The following is a 24,424-nucleotide window of genomic DNA, read 5'->3' on the forward strand; positions in this document are numbered from 1 at the left end:
ATAAATCAAGACTGGGCTTCTCAAGGCTTAATGACGGGTTGAAATGAGAATGATCAGGTAATTGCGCCTCGTACTAAAATCACTGTGCAGTTAGTGTCACGGGCGATCGCTTCTGGCACATTTCCTCGCAAAACCTGCTGCAATAATCCTTCTCGGCTGGCTCCTAACATCATCACATCACAGTGCTCTTGTCGAGCTAGTTGCGTGATTGCGTCTGCTACCGAACTATTCCAGAGCGATCGCGCCATCACCACTGTTTCTAGGTCATTGGACAACTTCTTGACTGTTTGATGAAGTCCTACTGCGTCTTCTATAGAAGGTTGGGTTGGAAATACTTGACAAATGCGAACGCTGGTAAGGGTTCCTAAAGTCAAAAGGGCAGGCAGGTGTTTTAACGCTTGTTGTGCATTCGGACCGCCTGCCATAGGAACGAGCCAACGGTTAAAGGTTGGGGCTTCATTTAACCTCACTAAAACAACGGCACAAGCTGCCTGCCGAATGATGGTATCGACCACGTTTCCAAATACTCGACCTGGAGTGCTGGTATTGCCCTTCCAACCCATCAGCAGTAAATCAATATGTCGGTCTTTAATGGTCTCTAGCATCGCTCCTGCGGCATCGTGGGCAATGCGGAGTTGGGTGTGAACCTGAATTTGATGGTCGCGTCCCATCTGTTCGGCTTGGCGGAGTAGCCTGCGTCCACTGGTGGTGCGAACTATCGCTTCTGATGGGGAACTTCCTCTTGGAATGGTGATCACTTGCAGACATTCCACCTCGTAGTTCCGATCGCTGGCGATCGCCATTGCCATTTTCATGAGCATTGGCGCGGTTTGAGGGTTACTTAACGGCACCAGCATACGCCCAGAACCCGTAGCAGGCGATCGGGTTTGATAAACCACGTAAGAGGGCTCAGACGGAGAACCAAACTGGTTTTCGGCATTAAGCTGGTCTGCTTCAGCGCGAATAATGTCAGCCCGCGTGATAATTCCCACAAGCTTTTGTCCCTCTGTTACAGGTAAACGACTGAGTTTAAAACGGTTCAGCAAATATAAAACTTGCGTTAACTGGTCTTGAGAATTCACTGTTACAGGCTGAGGAGTCATAATGTCTGCCAGCGTGATTTCTCCATCCTTAATTGCGGGACGACGTGATAAATCTGACAAATCAGTCTGCGTAATAATGCCAATCAATTTACCGTCATCGACGATGGGAAAGCCGCGATGATGAGAACTCGAAAAAGCTTGCACTGCCTCGGTTAAGGTCATGTGGCTTGAGAGCGTTTCGACTCGACGCTGCATTAAATCTGCCGCCGTTAACTCTGCCCAAGAATCACTGATCGCTGAGTCTTGCGTAATATGAATGCCGTTCCATGCCAGCAGCCGACCGTAGATTGAGCCGGGGGCAATGCGATCGCTAATTAAGTAAGCAACCACTGAGCCAATCATCAGCGGTAACACTAAATTAAAGTCGGCAGTAATTTCAAAGACAATGACGATCGCGGTAATCGGACCGCGCGTCACGGCACTAAAAAATGCTCCCATTCCTGCCAATGCATAGGTCGTCGTTGGGCTAACTCCAGCCGGAAATCCTAACGGGATGCCAACCCACTGTTCTAACGCCAATGCCATAAATCCGACTGACTGTCCTAATGCTGCTCCCAAAATTAAGGAGGGAGCAAACAACCCGCCGGGCGCACCTGACCCAGCGGCAATCATCGTCAAAAAAAACTTAACCCCAAACGCCAGCAGTGTCACGTACCACAGCGTATTTCCCATGCTCAGCGACTCTTGCAACGCTGTGTTATCTCGAAACTCTGGAGGAAGCGCTGCCACCACCATGCCCGAAAGTAACCCCGCTAGACCAATCTTCCAGGGCAGGCTAACTTTTAGCACGTGGCGGTTAAATGTCATGCTGGCAAAAATTCCTTGACAGAACAGTGCCCCTAGCAATCCTGCCAATAGCCCCAGAATTAAGAAAAACGGCACGTCTTGCAGCGAAAAGCTGGTGAAGCGATCGCCTATGTCCTGACTGAGGCTCAACCCTTGTCCGCCTAATAGTCGAGATACCACTGCCCCAATAAATGAAGCTAAAATTGCTGTCCCTAAAGTCAAACCCGAAAAATCTTGCAGAAACTCTTCCACCACAAATAGCACTCCGGCAATCGGCGCATTAAACCCTGCCGCCAACCCTGCCGCCGCTCCTGCTGCAATCAACTGCCGCCGATATTCGGGTGAGGTGGGAATCCAACGGCTGAGTTGGGCTGCCAGCGCCGCGCCAATTTGTACCGTTGGACCTTGTCGTCCTAGATTTAATCCTGAACCGACTGCAAGAATGACGCTAACCATTTTGACGATCGCCACCCGCAGATTAAGGGCGATCGCCACATTTCCCAGCATTGCCTTGACCTGAGGAATGCCGCTTCCCGCTGCCTCTGGTGCAAACCGCGCAATGAGCCAGCCCGAGCATAATCCGCCCATCAGCCCTATTCCTGGCAGCACTAACCAGGCTGGAGCCAAGTACGATGTCTGCACTCGCCAAGCTCCGACCGCACCAATGCCATGCTTAAGCAACACTGCGGCAAGTCCAGAGACTAGCCCAATTACACAGGCTTCAAAGATGGCAAGCTTTTTTTGCCCAATCAACAAATAGCGGATTTGGTGAGGCAGGGAAATGATCCACATTAGAAAAAGATGGAAAGGACTTTTTACGTTTCATCTTGCACGATCGAGAGACAAATCTAAGGATTTCCCAGAATTCGATCGCATTAAAATAGCAAGGATTCGGGGTCGGCACGCAAGCGCTACGCCTAAAAGTTTTCGATGGAATGGTTTTCTATGATTTCTTTTTTACTGGCTGATGAGAGAGCTACTCGTAACTTAGGAATTGCTTTAGGGCGATCGCTCCTTCCTGGTTCCATCTTGTTACTAGAAGGCGATTTAGGCAGCGGTAAAACAACCTTGGTGCAGGGCATTGGCGCAGGGCTAGGAATTACCGAACCAATTAGTAGCCCCACCTTTATTTTGCTAAACGAGTATCCTGAAGGTCGCATTCCGCTCTATCACCTTGACTTGTACCGATTGCAGCCGTCAGAAGTAGAGGCATTGTATTTGGAAAGTTACTGGGATGGCACAGAGTTTCCCCTAGGAATTGTGGCGATCGAGTGGGCAGAACGGTTGAGACATTTGCCGTTAAATTACTGGAACATTCACTTGACCTGGGTTGAGGCTGGCGGCAGGCAGGTCATCATCAAGGCGATGGGAGACATTGCTCAAGCGCAGTTAATGCAGTTCAGGAGTTCGCTGAAGCTGGCTACAGAATTAGAAATAGACGCGCTAGATAGCTGATGAGCGATCGCCCCTGCGGCTGCTAACCCCGATTGTAAAGCGCTTTCTATCTGCTTGCCGCCACACCAATCACCCGTACACACCAAGGGCAATGGCGCTGCACTAAGGCAGGTTTCAGCCAAAGGATTCTGGGCAAACGCATAGCGCCAACGATGGACTTGCAGCAGGTTGGGAGTCGGCAGATCGGGGATGAGTTCCTTGATGCGACCCAGCAAATGATGCCCGATCGCCTGTAAGTCATCCGTTTCTAGATGCTGTTTGGCAAAGGCGGCGTTACTTTGCACCACCAAAACTGGATGGGTGGCATCAGGAAACTTACTATTGTCAAAGCTGACCCAAGCAATTTCGGCATCTTGCGAGGATGTCAGGGCTTTCCAGGTAGGCAAGTCAAGTGTCGGAGGATAGGTGGCGATCGCCGTTAAACAAGCGTCGAAGGTAGGCGATCGAAGCTTTGCCCAAAAGTCATCTCTCACCCATTTTTCTAAAGTCTCTGCCAAAGGCTCCAACAGCAGCAGCGCTTGCGGTGCCGGAATCGCCACAACTACCGCCTTCGCCCCCAAATTTGGCATCATCTCCACATTTGCAGGTTCCAGCGTTAGCTCCCAAGTTTGGTTAAACGTCACAGACTGTACCCGCTGTCCTCGATAAATCTCCAGCCCACTGGATAGAAATTTAGCCGCTGCTGTCATGCCGTTAGGAGATGCATAGTGCTGAATTTCTAAACCTGCTGATATTCCAGAGGGACTCCACTCACTAATTTCCATTGTCCAAGGCTCGATCACGGCTTGGGCACATAGCGTTTGAATCAACTGCTGCGACAGATTCCCCTGTACTTGCAAACACCGTACCCCGTGATCTGCAAACGCTTGGGGCAACCGACGCGTTGCCAACCGCCCGCCCAGCCCGCGTGATTTCTCAATCACAACGACGCGATATCCTTGCTGCTGAAGCGCTTGGGCACAGACTAAACCCGCTAAACCTGCTCCTATCACTGCTACGTCAAACTGGCTCTGCACTGCTCCTTCCATCTCTGCTGACATTTTGTAGAATATGGGACAATCGAAGCTGTAATAGTTTTGCTAATTTTCTTAAGACACATTGATTATCAAATTAGTTTATCGCAGGGGAGGAACGGACTTTGGACGAGATGCGAGCCGCGTTGGATTTGGCAACAGATGAGGAGCTAGAGTCACTGACCGAGATTTTATTTCGGCGTAAGTTTAATCCGCTGGACTATGTTTGTACGCCTGAACCCATTGAAGTTCTGTGCCAAGAGCGGCAAAGCTGGATTGATTCTATCGAAGCGCGGTTTCGGTTTGTTGCCGCCGATGGGATGACTGTGCTGAAAGGTCGAACTCGCCATATGACCTATCGGCAAATTCTGCTACAAGTTTGCCGTTACCTCAAAATTGATTGCTCCCTCAGCCTTTCTACCGAAGATCTCGAGTCAGAAGTTTTCCTTCATCTCTTAAGTCGCGCTTGGAAACAGCTTCCCTTCTCCGAAAAGTCTGCTTTAACAGGGAAATTGCAGCAAGCGGTTTCAGAATCTCATTTGGCAAAACAACTGCCGCTCTCATCTCAATCTGACCCGATGAAATTGATTTTGAAAGGTGGCAGCGCGATCGCTGTTAGTTCAGTCGTTCGTCCATTGCTGTTACAGGTTGTTGCCCGTCAGTTTGCTATTCACGCTGCTACTTATCAAATGGCTCAGCAAACTGTTTTGAGCGGTGCCGCGCAGCTGAGCAGCCGCGTATCGTTACAAACCGCGTCACGAGGAATGGCAGTTAGCGCAGCCCGGTATGGCGCAGTTCGGGGCGTGTTTGCTGTTTTGGGCCCAGCAATGTGGGCGTACTTCTTTGCAGATTTGGGCTGGCGAGCGATCGCCACTAACTATGGTCGCGTTATCCCTGTTGTATTCACATTGGCACAAATTCGCCTCACCCGCGCTGAGTGCTTCGAGCTAGCTTAAATCCCTCAAACTTGCCTCCTCTCTGTTCTCCTTCCATGTCACAGGCAAAGCAACCCCTCACCTATTACGACCTTTTGGGCTTACATCCCTCTGCATCAGTGCAGCAAATTCGTCGGGCATATCGAGAACGGAGCAAGCTTTATCATCCCGATACAACAGTGCTACAAGCCGCGATCGCGACTGCCAAGTTCCACGAACTGAACGAAGCCTACGGAACCCTCAGCAGCCCCGATCGCCGCAGTCAGTACGATCGCAAAATTGGCTATTCGCGCGTTCCCTTCGTTCAACCGTTGCCTAATCTTTACGACCCTCCCACTCCTCGGACTAGCAAGCCCTATCGCTCTTCGGCATATCTTGATCCAAGCGATCGCCCTCTCTCTCCTGGAGAAATATTTGCCCTATTTATCATGGGCGCAACGTTGATCGGATGCCTTCTCCTAGTGTTAATCGTGGGCGTGGCGCGTGGAGAAATAGCCTTGTGATACATTAATCCAAGTAATCATGATCTCTAATGACAACCCGCCCGATCGCATGAATCTTCCTTCTGCCAATACCCCCCTCTATAATCATCCTCTGCCCGATATTGAAGAGTGGCTGCGCTCTAAAGGCTGTCAGCAAGACTCTAATAACCTTCACTGCTGGACGCTACGAAATCCGGGTTGGGAAGCCGAACTTTGGCTGGAAGTTGATGCCCTCACCGTTCGCTATTTTGGCGCAGCAGAAGATGGGGGAGACATAATGCGCACCTTCAAATATTCCTTGAGTCGCCACGACTTGGAAGCCGCGATTTTCTCAGGCCCTTAACCCATGAATTCCTACGAATCCCAACCCAACCGCGAATGGTGGGCACAACGCTGGATTGATGTCTTAGAATCGTTCGGTTGGATTCGGCGGCTAGAACGCGCCCGCATTTATGCCCGCGAGGGGAACGTTCTCAACATTGACTTTCATGACAATGCTCAGGTTTCTGCGCTCGTTCAAGGCACTGCCCCAGAGCCTTACCAGGTCTCTCTATCCCTTGACTCGTTCGATGATGAGCAATGGCAGTACGTGATTGAGTCGATGGCAGAGCGGGCGATTTTTTCGGCAAAGCTGCTGGCTGGAGAAATGCCGCAAAATATCGAGGAAGTCTTCACGGCTAATGGCTTAAGCCTGTTCCCGTTGACCAAGTTTGATATTCATAGCCAATGTTCTTGCCCTGATCAGGCAAATCCTTGTAAGCACATTGGCGCAGTTTATTACCTCTTGGGCGATCGCTTCAGCGAAGATCCTTTCGTGTTATTTCAACTGCGAGGACGTGCCAAAGAACAAATTATTACTGCCTTGCGTCAGTTGCGTAGTACTCCGATCGAGGAAATTGCTGAAACGCCTCAGTCTGCGCCCCTCGATCTACAAAAATTTTGGCAATACAACCAGCCGCTAGACTCCTCTCTCGTCGTTATTACGCCTCCTCCTAGCAGTGAGACAGTTTTGGATTTATTAGGCGCTATTCCACTGAAATCAGAAGCGTCGGCGGTTTCGGCAAATCAGGCAGCCGTTGCAGCGCAGCTAGCATTGGACTATTTGCAGACTATTTATGCCCAAGTGAGTCAGCAAGCGGTTCTAGCCGCAATGACGACAGGCAGTCGGCAAGAATGAACGTTCCTGATGATTTGAACCATTGCATTATTTTGGGCATTGACCCAGCGATCGCCAGTATCGGTTTTGGGGCAATTCGAGGCAATCAAGCCTTGGAATATGGCGTGATTACCACCCCCTCGAAAGTGCCCACCTACGAACGTCTTAGTCAAATTCGCAGCGATATTGCCGAACTCTGCAACCTGGTTAAGCCCGAAATTGTTGCCCTAGAAATGCCATTTTTTGGACGCGAGAACACCAATGCCAGCAAGGTTTTACGAGCGCTCGGTGTAATTGAACTGGCATTGGGCGATTGGGGCATTACCGATTTGATCTTTCTCCATCAATCGCAAGTTAAATCGGCTGTGGCGCAGTATGGCTCTAGTAAAGGTGAAGTGAAATTGGCAGTCATGCATATCTTTGGGTTGGCGAAACCGCCTAGCCCCGATGATAGTGCCGATGGATTGGCGATCGCCTACGCTGCCCAATGTGGGGCAAGAGCAAACGTCACTTAATTGATCTGGTCATCCTCTTTATCCTGTCACAACCTGTTACGAGACACCCACAGGCACGCCCAAATCCTGCAAGATACCCCGAGCCGCTGTCTCTGCCGTTTCACAAGCGCCATTCATATATCCTTGAGAACCGGGCGAACAGTGTTCTCCAGCAAACCAAATATTGCCTACGCGCTCCCCTTCTGCCCCGCCGATCGTTGTCCATTGTCCGGGCAAATAACAGGCATAAGAACCTAGCGAATACGGCTCGGCTGCCCAGAACGATCGCACCACTTTTCCTTGCTGTGCCGCGCTAATTCCTGGAAAAATCCCTTCAAAATCACTTAATAATTTCTGTGCCTGCGCCTCAACATTGCCTTCTCCCAGCGTTATTCCATTCGTCCCTCCTCTCAAATTGGTCAGCCATCCTGACGAGCCGATCGCATAGCGGGCACTTTCCCAAGTATTTTGAAAATCTAAATCGCTGTAAACGCTAATAGTAGAGTGATAGCGCGATCGCCAAAGGCGCTCCTGAAAGGGCATAGACAGCTTTGTACTAGTGCCATAGCCTAACTCAGCGATCGCCCGCCGCTTTACGGGTGGCAAATCGATCGCCAATTCAATATGTCGCAGCACTCCAAACGGCACCGTTACCAAAATGTGTTCATAAGTGCGTTCCACACTCGTTGAGCCTTGCCGTAAACTAACCTGATAACCACCCGCTGATTTTGCTCGAATAGACTCCAGTACCGTCCCCGTCTCCACGGCTCTGTGTAGTCGCTCTGCCAGTCTCTGCGGAATCTGATCATTGCCGCCCACCACGTGATAGCGCTCATCGCTAACTCCGTAGGTACTCCACTGACCCACCTCCGCTCCAATCAAAAACAACATATTCAAGCAAGACTGTGACTCTGCATCTCGCCCAAACTCAGTAATGTAAGCCACTTTCAGCAGTTGATCCATCGCCCACGACATGGGTGTCGTTGCTAAATATTCTGCAATCGAAAGGCGATCGAGCCGCACTGCTGCCTGACTCGGATCGTGGTAGCTAATATTGCGATCGGCTCTGCCGTTACCGCAAGGGTCGCCCAACCTTTGCAAATCATTAGCAATTCGCTTTGCCAAGGGCGAAAACTCCTCAATCACCTGCTGCTGGCTGATCCTGTGTCCCTGAAAAAATAAAACCTCTGGCTCTAACCCCATATCTGCCAAGCGCAGATCAGCCAGTTCTAGCCCTAACTCTGTTGCCAGCGATTGCACCGCAGTATGACGAGTATCAATAAATTCTCCCCCCATTTCCACCACGCCCGGAGTGCCTGCCACATTCCGCAAACTCCGCAGTCGCCCTCCCACCCGCCGACTTGCCTCCACTACATCTGCCTGTACTCCCGCCTGCTGCAACCGATAAGCTGCCGTTAGCCCTGCTATCCCAGCCCCCACAATCAGCACGCTCGATCTATCCGAAAATGTGCGACTAGATGCCCTTTCATTCGTCATGGTTGGAAGCAGCCCTGCTCCCCTAACCCCGATCGCTGCCATTCCCCCTAATACTTGCCGCCGCGAGAGCCTCAGATCCCTGACTTCATCCTTCGGCATCCCCGTCTTTGCCGAAGTCACATAAATCTGATAAGCCTGTCGCAACAGATCAACCAACGCCGTTCTAGCCATAAAATCAAGATTTAGTTACTACAAAAATAATTTTCTTCGTCCCCTCCTGCCATTAGAAGGAACTCGTCTATGCCCTGGTTTGTCAAAATTGAAAAAGGCATTGTCAGCAAACCGACTTTTGACCAGTTTGTCCCTGCCCACAAAGACTATGTTAAAAACTTAATTGCGAACGGGCACCAAGCAAAAACCGGATACTGGAAAGAATTCGGCGGCGGAATGCTGTTGTTTCAAGCCACGGACTTAGCAGAAGCCAGGGCGATCGCTGCTCAAGATCCGCTCATTAAAAATGGCTGTGTTGAGTACGAACTACACGAATGGTGCATTGTCATCGAATGACCTCCCTAAAAGATGACTAACGACTGGTTAAGATTGAGAATGTGGAAAGGACTGGAGACAAACGTATGAGCGATGACGACGGATTCAAAATAGTGGCGGACAACCGTCAAGCCCGATTTCTTTACGAAATCCTCGAAACCTACGAAGCCGGAGTCGAACTCCGAGGCACTGAGGTCAAATCAATTCGTCATGGCAAAGCAAACCTGCGCGATGGCTACGCCCTCATTCGCAAGGGCGAGGCATGGCTTCATAATGTCCATATCTCTCCTCACCAAACTGCCAGCCAAGTTTTTAACCACGAGCCCCTCCGTACCCGCAAACTTCTCTTACATAGCAAAGAAATCAGCAAGCTAGTCAGCCAGGTAGATCAGCAAGGACTCACCGTCGTGCCGCTCAAAATGTACCTTAAACGCGGCTGGGTTAAACTCACGATCGCCCTAGTTCGAGGCAAAAAACTTCATGACAAACGAGAAGACCTGAAGCGCAAACAAGAAACCCGAGAAATTCAGCGTGTTATGAAAAATAACTAGTCACTTAACTAGTCAATGAGTGGGTGATGGGGGGGCGATCGACAAGGCTTAAATGGTTAACTGACGCTCAGAGAATGCAACAAAATATTGCGAATTCGATTGGCTAATGTTACATTTCTTTACAAGGTCTACAGTATGTCCCTATCCGGCTTGGCGTGATGCAAATTCATTAACACCGTCAGTTAGGGCATTCAATAGTCCTGATTATCTCCTTCCAACACAGCGAATCGAGCCAGCCTACGTGAAGGCTGGCTTTTCACTAAGTATCTTGTAACCCCAAGTTAAATTGCACTAACTGTCACCGTTTTTCTCTCAAACTCCTAAAGGTGTGTCATGGTTTGAAAAGAAGGTAAGAGTTTTAATTAAATCTTGGGTAAATCCGGTTTGAGATCACAATGCCGTGATAGCTTAATGAATGGCGAAGACACCTTAATGATGTTTACAATGTCGATCGCACTAAACCTACTTATTTAAGCGACATTGGGCAATCATCATTCCACAGTATTTATCTTGCAAGTTTGTAGGTAGGATTATCAAAGTTGGTTAAGCAGCGACACAGCCTACCGATAAAGAGGGTCAGATCCGGTTCCTCTACTGATGTAGGGAACATAATTTTCCAAATCGTTTATCTCTTTTAAGCCTCTGGAGGTTTTTTATAATGTCTATTCGCATATACGTGGGTAACTTGCCCAAAGAGTTTGAGCGTGAGGAATTAGAGGCTGTGTTCGCCGAATTTGACGAATCTGCATCTACTAAGGTGATTACCGATCGCAAAACTGGTAAATGCCGTGGTTTTGGTTTTGTCACCGTCAAAACTGACGAACAAGCTGATGTTCTCATCGAAAAGTTCAATGGCTTTATGTTCAAAGACACCGAACTAAAACTTGAGAAAGCACTCCCTCGAGCTAAAGGTAGCGAAGAAGGTGCCCCCGCAGCAGCTCCTGCGGGCGGCGGTTCAGCCAAGCGCAGCAAATCATCTAATAGCGGCAACAAATCCCGCCGCCCCGCGACTGCCGAGCCTACCGAGTCTGAATCTGTTCAGCCCGATCCTCGCTGGGCACAGGATCTAGAAAAGCTCAAGCAACTGCTAGCCGCTCAAACGACCAATTCTTGATCTATAAATCTAGAATTGCTTCTCATTAAAACTCAGTACATCCCATAAGATTTACTCTTTTAGAAACATTGATCTTCTAGACCAGAAACCCCTCATTCTGATTAGAGCTTCTTCAACAGCAGCCCTTCTTTAACAGCAGCCGATGACCTCAGAAAAAATTCTGGAGTCGGCTGCTGTTTATTGGGTTAGGGAGTTGCGTGAAAATAAAACCCCAATGGGATACATTGACTTATCAGCCCCCTAAATCCCCCATTCTGGAGGACTTTGACAGGTTCGGAAGTCCTGCCCCAGAATGGGGGATTTAGGGGACGGTTCGGGGCGTTATTTAATCGCAACTCCCTTAGGCGCTTTTACTTAAACAAGAAGAAGTATTTTTTGTAGCAGAATGTCGGGACGAACTGGTTGAAAGAGCCAATCATCTGCCCCGATCGCCAGCCAGTCTATTCTCGCTCCTATCTCAGCTTCATCAACCATAACCACCACTTTGACCCGGCTCATTGCTAGATTTTGGCGCAAGCCCTGAACTAGACTAGCGCCATCAATATCTGAAAGCCGAGCATTGGTAATAACCATAAAAGGACGAAGCGCTTCAATTGAGTCAATTGCCGTCAAGCCTTCTAGCAACCACACCACTTGATAGCCCGCCGCTGTTAAAACGTCACAAACCACGGTTGCATTGTCTTCATCATGCTCAATCAAAACGATGCGCCCTTGAGGCTGCTCCACCATTGGCGGAATCCGCACCTTAATTTTGCCTAGATGAGAAGTCGGCAGCCGTACTGTAAAAATAGAGCCGACCTCTGGTATGGACTCTACACCTACCCACCCGCCATGTAGTTCTACTAACTGCTTTACTAGCGCTAGTCCTAAGCCTGTACCTCTGTACTGGCGATGATAGCCTGCGTCAAGCTGCCGAAATTTTTGGAAAAGCAGCGGTATTTGGGCTGCAAAAATACCGATTCCTGTATCTTTAACTTGAAAGGTGACTTGATTTTCTTCTCGAGACACCCGTAAGGTAATTTTTCCGCCTTCAGAAGTAAATTTAACGGCATTGTCCATCAAGTTAAATAAAATTTGCTGCACCCGCCGAGGATCTGCCGTGAAAGGCTCAACTTTTTCTTTGGATGGCAAGTCTAACTTCAAGTCGATCGATCGCAGTGTTGCTTCTGCCTCAAATGCTTTAAGGGTCTGGCGTGCCAATAGGATCGGAGAAACCTTCCCTAACTCCAGCGTCATCTGGTGGGAGTCTGCTTGTGACACGTCGAGAATGTCATTAATTAAGCTTAAGAGTTGTTCGCCGCTGTCATGAATGATTTGCAAAAAACCTTGCTGCCGTTCATTGAGCGTATCTTTTGACCATCGTTGTAGCGTCGTAGACATACCAATGATGCAGGTCAAAGGCGTGCGGAGTTCGTGAGTAACGCTGGCAAGAAATTCGCTTTTAGCTCGGTTTGCAGATTGAGCAGTTTGCGTTACGGCTTGAAGTTCCTGAGTGCGTTCAATGACTCGCTGCTCTAAGGTTTGCTTTTGTTGCTGGACTTCAGCATAAAGCTGGGCTTGGCTAATGGCGATCGCCAAATGTTCAGCAATCTGCTGTAAAAATTGTCGTTCACTCTCTTGCCATTGGCGCGTGTGATGGCATTCATGAGCGACCAAAAAGCCCCAAAGCGCTTGATTCTGAAAAATAGGCGCAATTAGCTTCGATCGCACCTGCGCAGTTTGTAGAAAATGCAGTAAACAAGGGGTGGTTGCATAGGATATGTTGACATCTTCTACCGCCAAAGCTGAACCTTGACAATAAAGGACAGAATGTCGAGAGCTTTGTAGGACATCGCAGGCATCGATTAAATGCAAAACCGATGAGATTTCATCAGAAGCTTTAGCCTCGTATGCGACAAAGCCGCTTTCTGGGGAAGCGTCATTAGCATGTCCCAGTTGGTAAATGATCAGACGATCGGCATTTAAAAACTGTCGCCCTTGCTCCACAGCCGTTTGAAGAATCACAGGTAACTCTAAACTCTGGCGGATTTGGGTAGTGACTCGCTGAATTTGCTGCTGCATGGCGATCGTTCCAGCATGTTCAGAAGCTAAAGAATTTGTCGTAAGAAGATTAATGAGCTTGAGAGTAAATTCAGATTGGGCATGAGGATTATTAGGCTGCACTGCTATAGGAAACTGCTGAGATTGAGAGAGAAAAAGGGCGATCGCTTCCGGCTCAAACGTTAGACCAATGCGGTAACCCTGCACCACCTGTTCTCCTACCAAAAGCGCGCTGAAATCTGCCGACACGACTCCCATAAACTGGTCAACTCTCAGCCCCAACCACTCAAAGGTCGGCTCTTGATAGAGTAATCGTGCTACTTCTGGCGATCGCTGCGTCAGTACCTTTGCATCAGCACTCGCTGTTTCTGCCAAAAGCTCTTGTAATTGGATAAACTGTGAACTCGATAAAACCTGGCTTACCCCTAAGGGTTTAAAAGATTGCATAGCTTCGTCTGCACCAAATACTGCGGCTATCAGCCGAGTTGAGGAAAAGGACACAAAAATTTTAATTAAGACCTGGCTTCATCTTGCCTTCCCGGGTTGAGTCAATGCCCAGTTCACCATAAAATCTTTAGGGTTGACAGCCCTACCTGTTCAAAATCTCCTATACTTCCCCTCTATGACTGCCACCCTCAAAACTACGCCTCGTCTCGCCTCTCAATTGGTGAACGGCATCCTTGCCATCAAACCATTAGCTGCCCTCGCTAAACATCAAGCCCGCTCCATGATGATTAAACGTGCAGAATCGATTGGCGTTTACTGGCGGCAAGAAGTTCAAATCTTGCGATCGCGGGGCAGCCAAGCCGAATTTGCTCCTGAGTGGGAAACCGAACTCGCTCAAGTCAAAAACCCTAACCTCACCTATCCTGACTATTACCTTCGCCCTTTCCATGCCTACGAACAAGGCAACATGAGTTGGGAAGCTGCCATGGAAGTAGAAGTGGCAGCCCATGCTGTTCATGCCAAAATTTGGCAAGATGCGGGAGCCAAAGGAGACGGGATGCTGCGGCAAAGCTATCACGACGTTTTGCAGAAGCAGATTGCGATCGCTCCCCAAGCCATTCTAGACATAGGCTGTAGCGTTGGGATGAGCACCTTTGCGTTGCAGAACATTTATCCTCAAGCGCAAATTACTGGGCTAGATTTGTCGCCCTACTTTTTAGCGATCGCTCAATACCAGTCCTTTCAGCGCTCTACCCAGCCTGCTCCGACCTGGCTCCACGCTGCCGCCGAAGCCACTGGGCTGCCTGATGCTTCCTACGATCTCGTTTCGGCACACTTAGTTTTCCATGAGTTGCCCCAACCTGCGGCGATCGCCATTCTTCAAGAAGCTCGTCGCCTTCTTCGCCCCGGCGGGCACCTCGCCATCATGGACATGAATCCCCAATCCGAGGTCTATGCCCAGATGCCTCCCTACATCCTCACCCTGCTCAAAAGCACCGAACCCTACCTCGACCAATACTTCGCCCTTGATCTTGCTCAAGTCATTTATGACGCAGGCTTCGATCGCCCCACCATTACCTCCAATAGCTCCCGCCACCGAACCCTCGTTGCCCAGGTGCGTTAAAATACAGCCACAAAAATATTCCTAAGTTCACCCTTTAAGGGTCGTGGGGCACATTCATCAAGCAGAATTCGCATAAGCTGTCAGCAGTTCCTTTGCCAAGTAAAGGTCTGCGATCGCTTGCTCACGCCCAACACTGGGAAAATGATCTAGGAATTCATTGAGTGGATTGCCCGCTTCGAGATAATCGAGCAACGTTTTCATTGGCACACGAGTTCCAACAAAAATAGGAGTTCCTCCTAATATTTCAGGGTCGCTATGAATCACACGCGCTGCAATTGTCATATCAGTTATCCGATAGCAGGAATCTACTCGATCTTAGCCTACGACTAACTGCTCAGAACGCTTATTAAAAGCGATCGCCCCAACACTAAACTTAGAGTAGCTTTCAACCTTAGATGTGAACAGATGTGCCTCCGATACTGTCACCACCTAGACTAATTGGCATAATAGTTGCGCTCAGCGGCTGTAAATAACCTCAAACTTAGTACCAGCGAATTCCTTCAGTCTGCTGCAACATGATTGTTTGGGCTGATGGCTACACCTCGCTTTTTATTGGGTAGCTATGCAGAAACTTACTAACATCTTCGATTAGCTCCCAAACCTCTTCTTTTGAAGGAGGGTTAGATACTGCATGACTACAACGATTTCGAACATCACCCATGACTTGAATGCGTCGATGTTGTGTTTGATCATAAATCCTTGCAGATTTCAGTGTTTCACTTAGTGGGTCAATTGTATTACCACGTAGTACGAGAGGGGGGATTTGACTAACGCACAATGCTCTCAAATGCTCTTCAAGAACGACTCCAGCCATTGCTCCAGCCGCAGGAAAATAACCAGTCTTGAAAAGGACTTTTGCCTCAAACAAAGGGTCACTTGCCTCTTCCCTAGATGAAGGACTGCTTAGAATTTCTTGAACGACTGTTTTGAAACCAAACCATCTTGTCTTTGTAGCCTCAGTACCCGCTGGACGACGCGAAATCGCGGCACGAATTTGAGGGTTGGTCACAATGTAAAACTTATAAGCCTCGAAAATAGATTTTGCTACAGGTTAAACTTTTGAGGGTGGATGTCCTATAAGAGCAGATGCCTGAATATCAAGGGCAGAGATGGAGAATTTCTTTTCCCATCGCCCCTCATCTTGCGATGCTCCTTCATCCACAGAATAAAGTCGTCCTGAATGCTCACCAAACACTATGTAAACGTTCTGCATAGATTGCTGAAACATTGTTCTAAGCTCAGCAACCTGCACTTTCTCTTTAGGTGCGTATCTACCCATGTAGTCGTTAAGAAATCGCTTTAAATTACCTGCATAGTGGTCGATTCTATTCGTAAATGAGAAGAATCGAAGAATCATTTCACGTTCAATGAATCGTGATTCTGGAGAGTTATGACCTTTGATTTTCCGCCAATTACCATCCTGCTCCAGCTCTGTCAGCAAATCGCAGAACAAACCTCGATAAACACAATTTCTAATTTCCTGTTCATTTAGTGCCATCGCTCCACGATTTAATCTCTCAAAGATTTCATAACGCAAATCTTGATTTGTTCCCGCGTCAATGACAATGCTGCGGATAGGAGCATCCATAATCTTTTCTTGATCTTGCTCAGACAGTTCCTGAAAAAGCTTACCGTTTAGACTACTTAATTTTTGAAGCTTCTGTAATTTGAAGTTATTGGTAACAAATTTAATTAACGTTGTCAAACGTTGCTGTCCGTCAACAACTTCAAGCTTCCCTGTTTCAAGACGCACAAAGTAGAGGGGCGGAATCGGTATTTGCAATAACAATGACTCTATAAGGCGTGATGGCAACTCAGGTTTCAGTTCCCAGACATACTCACGCTGGTAATGGGGTTGTGGATTAATCTGTCCCCGCTCAAACTTGTCACGCAGTGTCGAAATAGTCCAGTCGTGAGGTTGGCTAGCAACAGGTCGAGCATCAGGTTTATCTGCCACCTCTTCTACTTCGGGTTCAAGCTCTGCGTAAACTTCATCCGTTTCATAAGTATCTATCATTTTGCTACAAGTTATTACGTGTACGCTTTGACCCGATGCATTCTAAGCCAAAATCTTCTATCCAAGCACTTTTAGAGGCACTACTTTACCCCGCATCTCATCCGCACAATACCTTAAGCAAGATGGCAGCAGAATTTTAAGACGCGATCGCCCCACTAACTCTACACAGTCGCAAATGCAGGCACTTGCCGCTGGGCGATCGCCGCCTCCTGCTTCAATCCATAGACCTCACAGGAATTATTCGGGCTTTCAATCAGCTTCACCTTGTGTAGCTTTGCCCCGATCGCTCGAATCGGTTGCTCCAGCAAATCCCGAATGTGAATTGCAATATTTTCAGCCGTAGGAACCACCTCAGCAAAGTAAGGAATATCCTTATTCAAAAACGTATGGTCAAACGGCTCCACCACAAACTCATCCACTGCTTTTTGAAACGCCACCAAATCCGCAATCATCCCTGTGCGGGGTTCAATTTCGCCCTGAATTGTCACTTCTAAGTGGTAGTTGTGCCCATGCCCATTTACCCTGGCGCACTTGCCATAAATTTCCGAATTTTGCTCTAGGGTTAGGGTCGGCAACGCCAGACGGTGAGCCGCGCTGAAGTGTGTACTAATGGTGAGATAAGCTTCCATATTGTGACCCTTGTATTCTGCCCAAAGTTCAGGATGTTCAAAAAGTTGAATGCGCACCAGCGGTAAATGTGCCGCCAGCCTTTGCCAAATCACTCGCGCTATGTTTTCTGTAGTGGGTAAGCCTTGCTGAAACTCCTCCCAAGCCTCATTGAGGTAAGAAAAATCAAGTTGGCTCGTTACTTCCCGCTTAATCACCTGCTTCACATCAGATAGGTTCAGCACCATGCCATACTCGTCCAAATCCCCTTCCATGGATACGTAAAGGACGTAGTTGTGCCCATGCCCAGGGAAACGGGTACAAAGCCCAAATTTTTCAATGTTCTCAGCCTCGCTTAGCTCTGGCAACCAGTAACGATGGCTCGCAGAGAACTGGGCTCGGCGATCGATGATGCATTTCATAGGCGTAAGGAGTGTTAAGTTCCGTAACTTACCTAGAATAACAAGGTTGAGTCAGAAATGACTTTGAAAAGCCGTTAGACTAATTAACAAAATCGCCTCCGTCCACTCCACCACAGCCCCATAAGTATCCCCCGTATGCCCCCCCAGCTTACGGTTGAACCAGGCAGGAACAAGCAAGGCGATCGCCACCCCACTCAGTAACCCCACCCCCAGCCATCGTGCATTCAAAAACACAAAAATGGGCAGCAAGTTCAGCAGTAGCAACATTAGCAGCGACGGCACCACATCTCGCCAAGACCGAAGGGCTGCCTTATGGAAGGCTCCTTTACCCGTTGGTTTTAAGTACGGATAACGCGCGATCGCCACCTGCTGCGCCCAGCGTCCCCAGCCTGCTACCAATGGCAATAAAAACCATCGCCAGTCTGGTAATTCTGCCAACGCCGCAGTCTTGAGTAAGAGGAGCGCGATCGCCGCGATCGCCCCAAAAGCGCCCGTATGGCTATCCACCATCACCTCCAGTCGCCGCTGCGGATCGGTCACTGCCAGCCCATCCGCAGTATCCATTGCCCCATCTAGGTGCAGTCCGCCTGTAATCGTAACCCAAGCCACCACCACTACCGTGCTCCGGGTCAAAATAGGCATCCCGACAAGTTGTAAGCTTTGATCAAGTAGCCCTAGCAAAGCTCCAATTCCTAGCCCAATGAGCGGCGCTAAACGCGCAACCTGTCGAAAGTCCAGCGTCCAGGCAGGAACCGGAATGCAGGTATAGAAGGCGATCGCCGCCATGACACTTGCCACCCCATCTGCCAAGAATTTCATAGTTTCTCCTGAACGTCGTAGGGTTTAATCGTATTAAAGAATTACGCTGACAAAAAGAGGTAAGGGAAAGTGCGAACACTCGCTTCCCCTTGCCTCTTCATCGTTCACTGTACTTAGGGAGTTGCGTGAAAATAAAACCCCAGTGAGATGCATTGACTTATCAGCCCCCTAAATCCCCCATTCTGGGGCAGGGCTGATCTATTGAAAGAAGGAAAATACCTCTGCTCCTTATCCTTCTGTTGAGTATCGGTAGACACCCATATAAGCTCAAACCCAAGAATGCCGGTCATGAGGTTTTCCTCTAATCAATAGATCAGCCCTGCCATTCTGGGGGACTTCGAAAGGTTCGGAAGTCCCCCAGAATGGGGGATTTAGGGGGCGATTCGGGACGTTATTTAATTGCAACTCCCTTAGCACGCAGCGAATGCAATAGGTTCAGCCCTATCGCTGAACTTCTCAACCCTACTTCTCATTCATAATGAAAACGTCAAATGGGCAAAAACTACAAACTTTAGAGGTTGCACAAAGCGGATTTTACGTAACTTCCGTAAATCCAGTTAAGAGATTGTTCAGAGACTTGAGATATTATTGGTTCAAGTACAATTTTTATAGCCGCTAGGGTTAAATCTTTAACCCGTTCTAGCCTCATTCCCCGGAGGTCAAAGCGATCGCCTTAAACTTGCACTTGTGAGTATTACGGTTACTCACTTTCTATTCTCGCGAGTTTTCAGCTTTTTAGAAGTGTACCCATTTCAAATTGACGAGTAGCAGTTTATCCAATCCCTTGTGTTAAGCAATCGTCCACAGATGCAGGCAAGGTTTTTTCCGCCCATTTACCAGTCGTTCAACCAAAGGTCATTCGCTCGACCTAAGGCTTCCTCACCTATGAGCTACGATAAACTCCCTGGAAATACTCATTTGCCTGCGCCTTGTATTGTTGACACAGGCATCGTGGTTAACAAACAAGACATGCGCCGTCTACTCTGCGATTTGAGCCGAGTTCGCTACTGTTACACCCAAGACAACGATGTTCTGACAGAAGATGAAGGTTACCTACTAGAGGTATTTTCCGACCCTCAGCGCTCGACCCTGGTAGCCAACCACACTCTTTATATCAACGTTCATAGCTTTGATTGTTTGAAGCTAGAGCGAGTGCCCAAAGGACAGTCTTCGGCACCTGAACAGCAGGCTTGTTTTGACTTGATTCAAGACAATCGTCAGCTTCGCCTCATTCCCCTTACCAATCCGCTTCAAGAGCAAACCAGTCGCCACCTTAACGCGGCAGCGCTAGAAGCAGTGGTTGCAGAAGTTTTATCTGCCAGCTGGGACGTCCGGATTGATGATGAAGAAAACTTTCCTTCCTAAAAGTCTCTTCCCTTAGAGAGATTCTCAGCAGCTAGATATCCGTTTTGGCTATCTAGCTGGTTTTAGGTTAATTCGTTTAACCTGATCTTGTGACCTAATCTTGAAAAAATGCGGTCAAGTTACGATCGCCTGTCAAATTCTTCGGTATGGTGGTGAACGGTTCATCACGCGATCGCCCCATGCATTCCGACTCTGTATTTTCCTTCCAGTGCCAAGCTCATTGTAGCCACACCCATGCTCGGGCAGGCGTTTTTCAGACTCCTCATGGCATTGTCGAAACGCCCCGCTTCATGCCTGTAGGCACATTAGCCAACGTCAAAACCGTTACCTCTGCCCAACTTAAGGAAACTGGGGCGCAAATGGTGTTGTCTAATACCTACCATCTCCATCTCCAACCCGGAGAAGACATTGTGAAGCGGGCGGGCGGCGTACATCAATTTATGGGCTGGGAAGGTCCTATGCTGACTGATTCGGGTGGGTTTCAAGTCTTTAGCCTCAGCAAAATGCGATCGATCTCTGAAGATGGAGTGACGTTTCGATCGCCCCGAGACGGTCAAATGATCCACCTTACCCCAGAGCGCTCAATCCAAATTCAGAATGCTTTAGGGGCAGATGTGATTATGGCATTCGATGAATGCCCGCCTTACCCTGCTACCCGTCAACAGGTTGAAGAGGCTACCGATCGCACCTATCGGTGGCTAAAGCGCTGCATTGCTGAGCACCAACGTCCTGACCAAGCGCTCTTCCCCATTGTTCAAGGTGGGGTTTACCTGGATCTGCGTCAAGAGGCAGCACGAAATTTGGCGGCGTTGGATATGCCCGGATATGCGATCGGTGGGGTAAGTGTGGGGGAACCCCCAGAACTAATCGAAGAAATTGTTAAAGCGACTACGCCACTGCTACCAGAGAACAAACCGCGTTATTTGATGGGAATTGGAACTTACCGGGAAATGGCACAGGCGATCGCCGCTGGCGTTGATCTATTCGACTGCGTGATTCCAACCCGCCTTGCCCGTCACGGCAGTGCCCTAGTGCAAGGCGATCGCTGGAACGTTAAAAACGCCCGCTTCCGAGAAGACTTTACGCCACTAGACGCGAGTTGCCCTTGCTATACCTGCCAAACTTTTACCCGTGCCTACCTCAGCCATTTGCTGCGATCGCAAGAGCTACTGGGCTACACGCTCCTCTCAATCCACAATATTACCGAGCTCATTCGGTTTACTCAGCAGATTCGGGAGGCAATTTTGGGCGATCGATTTACCACTGAGTTTTCCCACTGGCTCAAACCTGAAGCGGCTCAAGCTTGAAATAGAAAAGTGACCTTATCCCCCTTGCCTAGCGCAATGCGATCGCCAATGCGGAGACGATGACGGTTTCCGGGGGGAAGCGGCACATTGTTAATGTAAGTCCCGTTAGAACTCCCTAAATCCTCAATGTAATAAGCATCTGCTTCAACCCGAATATCAGCATGAATGCGGGACACAATCTCTGAATTGGGGAAGCCAGAAACATCAATATCGGGGGGAATGCGATCGTTGGGTTTGCCAATGTGAATGACAGAAAGGTTTGTAGGAAGTTCGATGGTGAGATTGGTTTGGACTTGCAGCAACCGAGCGGTTTGAGTCTGAAGCTGTGTAGATTGTGCCCCTGGTATTGGACTAAAAGACGCCTCAGGAGGAGGCGCAGGTTCCGAAGCTATAGGCTCAGAAACAGCCACAGGCTCAGAAACAGCCACAGGCTCAGAAACAGCTACAGGCTCAGAAACTACGGGCTCAATAATCTGTGCCATAGGTGATGCGGGTTGTTCTATGGATGCCGAGGGAAAGGGAAAGGATGGTGGAGGTGAAACTGCTTCAGGAACCTCAGCCCCAGAAGCCTCAGCCCCAGAAGCCTCAGCCTCTACTGGAAACGTCAGCGGGTCTGGCAAAACTAACGGTTCTGGTGGAGAGAGGTCGGGTACGCCTGAATCGGGAGATGCACTGGCAGTGGATGGAGCGGCACTTTGCAGATTAAAGCCACACTGACCACAAAAGCTAGCATCCGCTTGGACAGATGCTTTACAGTTAGGGCAGGTCGAGAGAACAGGTAAAGGCGTGTAACATGCCTCACACTGCACGGCTCCATCGGGGTTTGGGTGGTTGCAATTTGGACAGACGATCATGCCATTCTCCAATCAGGCTCCGAAATCAATATATTAGTGGGGCAATACGTTAGCGGGGCTAGTCGCTATTCTGTCATATTATTCTGTAAAAAAAGCTTCATATTTACCCTGCCAAAATTTCGCCCGCCGACTGATCGAGTAACCAATAGAGTTCGCCTGCAGGTTGAATCAACCGAGAAGGATAGGCTAGATCATCCCCTGTTTCAGCAAAGATTTGGGTCAGAGCGGGCTGTTTAGAGGCTCCTGCAACAACGAAAAAGACGCAGCGAGCATGGTTAATGAGGGGAACTGTGAAGGTGAGACGAGGCTGACCATCTTTGTTGCCCACGGCAATGAGGCGATCGCTTACTTTCAACGCTGGCGTGTGGGGAAACAGTGATGCGGTATGCCCATCATCCCCCATGCCCAGCAGCACAATATCGAAAACTGGGAAGATTTCTGAAGAGGTATTAAAGAATTCGTAAAGCTGGATTTCATGCTTCTGAGCCGCCATCGCGGGTTCTGGTTCATCGGTGGGCATCGGATGAATGTTGCCCTCTGGAATAGGGACTTTGCTAAGCCATGCCGATCGCGCCATGCCTTCATTACTATCAGGATGAGCCGGGGGCACATAGCGTTCGTCGCCCCAAAAAACATGGATTTTGTCCCAGGGTAAATCTTGAGTAGCGATCGCCTCGTACAAGGGCTTGGGCGTGCTGCCTCCCGATAAAGCAATAGTGCAGATACCTCGCTCTTTGACCGCTGCCATCATTTTCTTAAGGACAAGTTGCAGCGATCGCTCAATCAACGCATCGGTACTGGGCAAAATTTCCAGAGATTTGTTAGTCATTTTGAGTTAGGTATGAATCATTGGGCTAGGAATATTATGCTGCGATTTCAACATAGGCAGATGAAGGAGGGGGCTAGGGAACAGCTAATCCTTCTAGTTTTAAGCCCTCTAGATAGAAGACGATTGCTTCCCGCATGTTTCTGCTCAACGTCGGACTGCGTGACTCTAGTAGGGCAACCTGGTAAGTCTGGGGAGTCGGCAGAAAATATCCAGTTTCAGTAGGCTCGATCACTACAAGATATTTCATCACTTCAAACCCGTTTGTTTCAGAATACTGTTCAATGTTCCTGATGCTAGATCGTCTCCTAGTTTTCCAGGGATAGTTACTAACCTAGACTTGCTAGGATGGCTTCTACTAACGACAGCTACCTCTAGTGCGAGCCAAGTACCATCCGTCTTCTTCTGTTAGCTTAATAATTTCCCTAACTTTCATTAGTCTCAAGAGTAGAGAGAGGACAGAGATTTGTCAATTTGAGACTCACAAGATTGCTCTAGCCCGATCGATACAATTTGTTGCATTGTTAAAGTTCTGGGGCATTCTACGGTTGAGTTTTTTTGAGTTACTATCAAGAGTCTTTATTAATTAACAGCTAATTGAAGTCATCAACGGCTGATCAGCCTCCTGCATTCAACACCTTTTAGTAGAGCTTTAGACATTTGTCCCGCTCATTTAGCTTGTCCAAAATCCAATCTAGCAGTCACTAAACCTAACTTTTTGCCATGCGTTCAACAAAACCTAGCCTATCTTCCTCTACTCTGATCTCACGCACTCTTAAAACAGTGGGTGTCGTCATCATTTTGGCGATTCTGCTCGATATTGGCATTGCGGCTATTCCTTACAACTTTGCCGATCGCCTCTGGCAAATTGGGTTTACGACTTCACTGGTCGATCGCGGGATTGTGCCGATGGTTGGCATTGTGCTGTTTTTGACCGGGTTTTGGATTGATAGCAATTTAGAGAGTGAGCCAGGGCGCAAGAGTTGGTTTGCAGAACCCAGGTTTTGGGCACTCGCTTTGGCTAGCCTTTTGGGTGCCCTTTACTTGATTCTTTTTCCTCTGCACTTAAGCAATGTGGGCTGGAGCAACCAGCAAGCTTTAGAGCAAATTAGCCAAAAAGCAAAACAAGCCGAGACTGAGTTAGGCAATCAACTTACCACCGAAGTTAACTCCCAGCGATCGCAAATTAGCCAGCTTATTGCCACCAATGATGAGCAGTTAGGGCAACTAGTGACCAATAACCAACTCTCTAAGGAACAAGCCGACTTAATTCGCAGATTTAAGGCAGATCCCAAAGCCGTCGAGCCGTTTCTTAACCAACGCATTGAAGAAACCAAAACCCAGCTTCAAACCCGAGTTGGCACTGAAAAGCTAGAAGCTGAGAAAAAAGCAAAGACAGAATCTCTTAAATCTGGACTCAGAATCGGCATTAGCAGTCTGCTCTTGGCAGCGGGCTTTATTACGATTGGCTGGACAGGGCTTCGTAATATTCGGCAACTTTAGGGCAACTTAAGGCGGACAAAAGG

At 48.7% G+C, this 24,424-nt stretch carries 24 protein-coding genes and 1 pseudogene; 13 read left to right on the forward strand and 12 right to left on the reverse strand.

Translation table 11 applies throughout. The features are described 5' to 3' along the window. Positions 1 to 53: 53 nt before the first annotated feature. Entirely contained in the window at positions 54 to 2,681 is a 2,628-nt protein-coding gene (locus tag KME11_16900; protein ID MBW4516891.1) for a chloride channel protein, read from the reverse strand. Between the two features lie 153 nt (positions 2,682 to 2,834). Between KME11_16900 and tsaE the strand changes: the two genes are divergently transcribed. Next, positions 2,835 to 3,344 (forward strand): tRNA (adenosine(37)-N6)-threonylcarbamoyltransferase complex ATPase subunit type 1 TsaE, encoded by a 510-nt coding sequence (gene tsaE, locus KME11_16905; protein ID MBW4516892.1) that lies wholly within the window; start codon positions 2,835 to 2,837, stop codon positions 3,342 to 3,344. Here tsaE and KME11_16910 read toward each other — a convergent pair. Continuing rightward, the gene (locus KME11_16910; GenBank protein MBW4516893.1) at positions 3,269 to 4,384 is read right to left on the reverse strand and encodes an FAD-dependent oxidoreductase; all 1,116 of its coding nucleotides are present in this window, start codon (positions 4,382 to 4,384) and stop codon (positions 3,269 to 3,271) included. The two genes, tsaE and KME11_16910, sit on opposite strands and share 76 nt — an antisense overlap. A 107-nt stretch (positions 4,385 to 4,491) precedes the next feature. Between KME11_16910 and KME11_16915 the strand changes: the two genes are divergently transcribed. Genes KME11_16915 through KME11_16935 form a run of 5 tightly spaced genes read left to right on the forward strand, consistent with a single transcriptional unit; the run spans position 4,492 to position 7,445 of the window. Further along, positions 4,492 to 5,313, forward strand: coding sequence for a hypothetical protein (locus tag KME11_16915; protein MBW4516894.1), 822 nt, complete (start codon positions 4,492 to 4,494; stop codon positions 5,311 to 5,313). 35 nt (positions 5,314 to 5,348) lie between these two features. Then, complete coding sequence (locus KME11_16920) at positions 5,349 to 5,795, forward strand: J domain-containing protein (protein ID MBW4516895.1); 447 nt, start codon at positions 5,349 to 5,351, stop codon at positions 5,793 to 5,795. A gap of 49 nt (positions 5,796 to 5,844) precedes the next feature. Beyond that, positions 5,845 to 6,117, forward strand: coding sequence for a DUF3143 domain-containing protein (locus KME11_16925; GenBank protein ID MBW4516896.1), 273 nt, complete (start codon positions 5,845 to 5,847; stop codon positions 6,115 to 6,117). Positions 6,118 to 6,120: 3 nt separating this feature from the next. Beyond that, positions 6,121 to 6,951, forward strand: coding sequence for an SWIM zinc finger family protein (locus KME11_16930; GenBank protein MBW4516897.1), 831 nt, complete (start codon positions 6,121 to 6,123; stop codon positions 6,949 to 6,951). Then, the gene (locus tag KME11_16935; GenBank protein ID MBW4516898.1) at positions 6,948 to 7,445 is read left to right on the forward strand and encodes a crossover junction endodeoxyribonuclease RuvC; all 498 of its coding nucleotides are present in this window, start codon (positions 6,948 to 6,950) and stop codon (positions 7,443 to 7,445) included. Before KME11_16930 ends, KME11_16935 begins: the two co-directional genes overlap by 4 nt. Positions 7,446 to 7,481: 36 nt before the next feature. Here KME11_16935 and KME11_16940 read toward each other — a convergent pair whose 3' ends face one another. Continuing rightward, positions 7,482 to 9,092: an FAD-dependent oxidoreductase gene (locus tag KME11_16940; GenBank protein MBW4516899.1), complete on the reverse strand. Its 1,611-nt coding sequence runs from the start codon at positions 9,090 to 9,092 to the stop codon at positions 7,482 to 7,484. Positions 9,093 to 9,161: 69 nt separating this feature from the next. Between KME11_16940 and KME11_16945 the strand changes: the two genes are divergently transcribed. From KME11_16945 to KME11_16955, 3 genes are all read left to right on the forward strand, one after another. Then, a complete protein-coding gene (locus KME11_16945; GenBank protein MBW4516900.1) occupies positions 9,162 to 9,428 on the forward strand; it encodes a YciI family protein in 267 nt (88 codons plus the stop codon). 65 nt (positions 9,429 to 9,493) lie between these two features. Further along, a complete protein-coding gene (gene smpB, locus KME11_16950) occupies positions 9,494 to 9,958 on the forward strand; it encodes an SsrA-binding protein SmpB (protein MBW4516901.1) in 465 nt (154 codons plus the stop codon). Between the two features lie 658 nt (positions 9,959 to 10,616). Then, positions 10,617 to 11,072: an RNA-binding protein gene (locus KME11_16955; GenBank protein MBW4516902.1), complete on the forward strand. Its 456-nt coding sequence runs from the start codon at positions 10,617 to 10,619 to the stop codon at positions 11,070 to 11,072. Positions 11,073 to 11,426: 354 nt separating this feature from the next. On the opposite strand, the gene KME11_16960 is transcribed toward KME11_16955, so the two are convergent. After that, on the reverse strand, positions 11,427 to 13,559 hold the full coding sequence (locus KME11_16960) for a GAF domain-containing protein (GenBank protein ID MBW4516903.1): 2,133 nt from the start codon (positions 13,557 to 13,559) through the stop codon (positions 11,427 to 11,429). A gap of 175 nt (positions 13,560 to 13,734) precedes the next feature. Between KME11_16960 and KME11_16965 the strand changes: the two genes are divergently transcribed. Further along, positions 13,735 to 14,682, forward strand: coding sequence for a class I SAM-dependent methyltransferase (locus KME11_16965; GenBank protein MBW4516904.1), 948 nt, complete (start codon positions 13,735 to 13,737; stop codon positions 14,680 to 14,682). 57 nt (positions 14,683 to 14,739) lie between these two features. On the opposite strand, the gene KME11_16970 is transcribed toward KME11_16965, so the two are convergent. From KME11_16970 to cobS, 5 genes are all read right to left on the reverse strand, one after another. Continuing rightward, positions 14,740 to 14,964, reverse strand: a complete 225-nt coding sequence (locus KME11_16970) for a DUF433 domain-containing protein (protein ID MBW4516905.1) — start codon at positions 14,962 to 14,964, stop codon at positions 14,740 to 14,742. A gap of 253 nt (positions 14,965 to 15,217) precedes the next feature. Then, positions 15,218 to 15,691 carry a hypothetical protein gene (locus KME11_16975; protein MBW4516906.1) on the reverse strand — a complete coding sequence of 158 codons (474 nt, stop codon included), beginning with the start codon at positions 15,689 to 15,691 and terminating at the stop codon, positions 15,218 to 15,220. A gap of 42 nt (positions 15,692 to 15,733) precedes the next feature. Continuing rightward, complete coding sequence (locus KME11_16980) at positions 15,734 to 16,699, reverse strand: DUF262 domain-containing protein (GenBank protein MBW4516907.1); 966 nt, start codon at positions 16,697 to 16,699, stop codon at positions 15,734 to 15,736. Positions 16,700 to 16,860: 161 nt separating this feature from the next. Then, positions 16,861 to 17,727 carry a 6-carboxytetrahydropterin synthase gene (locus KME11_16985; GenBank protein MBW4516908.1) on the reverse strand — a complete coding sequence of 289 codons (867 nt, stop codon included), beginning with the start codon at positions 17,725 to 17,727 and terminating at the stop codon, positions 16,861 to 16,863. Positions 17,728 to 17,778: 51 nt separating this feature from the next. Further along, complete coding sequence (cobS, locus tag KME11_16990) at positions 17,779 to 18,546, reverse strand: adenosylcobinamide-GDP ribazoletransferase (GenBank protein ID MBW4516909.1); 768 nt, start codon at positions 18,544 to 18,546, stop codon at positions 17,779 to 17,781. An 885-nt stretch (positions 18,547 to 19,431) separates the two neighbouring features. On the opposite strand from cobS, the gene KME11_16995 reads away from it, so the two are divergent. After that, positions 19,432 to 19,911: a hypothetical protein gene (locus KME11_16995; GenBank protein MBW4516910.1), complete on the forward strand. Its 480-nt coding sequence runs from the start codon at positions 19,432 to 19,434 to the stop codon at positions 19,909 to 19,911. A 179-nt stretch (positions 19,912 to 20,090) separates the two neighbouring features. Then, a complete protein-coding gene (gene tgt, locus KME11_17000; protein ID MBW4516911.1) occupies positions 20,091 to 21,218 on the forward strand; it encodes a tRNA guanosine(34) transglycosylase Tgt in 1,128 nt (375 codons plus the stop codon). Here tgt and KME11_17005 read toward each other — a convergent pair. The 3 genes and pseudogenes from KME11_17005 to KME11_17015 form a co-directional block, all read right to left on the reverse strand. After that, the gene (locus tag KME11_17005; GenBank protein ID MBW4516912.1) at positions 21,209 to 22,072 is read right to left on the reverse strand and encodes an FHA domain-containing protein; all 864 of its coding nucleotides are present in this window, start codon (positions 22,070 to 22,072) and stop codon (positions 21,209 to 21,211) included. The genes tgt and KME11_17005 overlap by 10 nt on opposite strands. Positions 22,073 to 22,175: 103 nt before the next feature. Beyond that, positions 22,176 to 22,901, reverse strand: coding sequence for a 6-phosphogluconolactonase (pgl, locus tag KME11_17010; GenBank protein ID MBW4516913.1), 726 nt, complete (start codon positions 22,899 to 22,901; stop codon positions 22,176 to 22,178). A 73-nt stretch (positions 22,902 to 22,974) separates the two neighbouring features. Beyond that, a pseudogene (locus KME11_17015) lies at positions 22,975 to 23,334 on the reverse strand (type II toxin-antitoxin system HicA family toxin). A 287-nt stretch (positions 23,335 to 23,621) separates the two neighbouring features. Between KME11_17015 and KME11_17020 the strand changes: the two are divergent. Then, complete coding sequence (locus KME11_17020; GenBank protein ID MBW4516914.1) at positions 23,622 to 24,401, forward strand: HpsJ family protein; 780 nt, start codon at positions 23,622 to 23,624, stop codon at positions 24,399 to 24,401. The last annotated feature ends 23 nt before the right edge of the window (positions 24,402 to 24,424 follow it).

Source organism: Timaviella obliquedivisa GSE-PSE-MK23-08B (assembly GCA_019358855.1).
In the GTDB taxonomy this organism is placed as follows: domain Bacteria; phylum Cyanobacteriota; class Cyanobacteriia; order Elainellales; family Elainellaceae; genus Timaviella; species Timaviella obliquedivisa.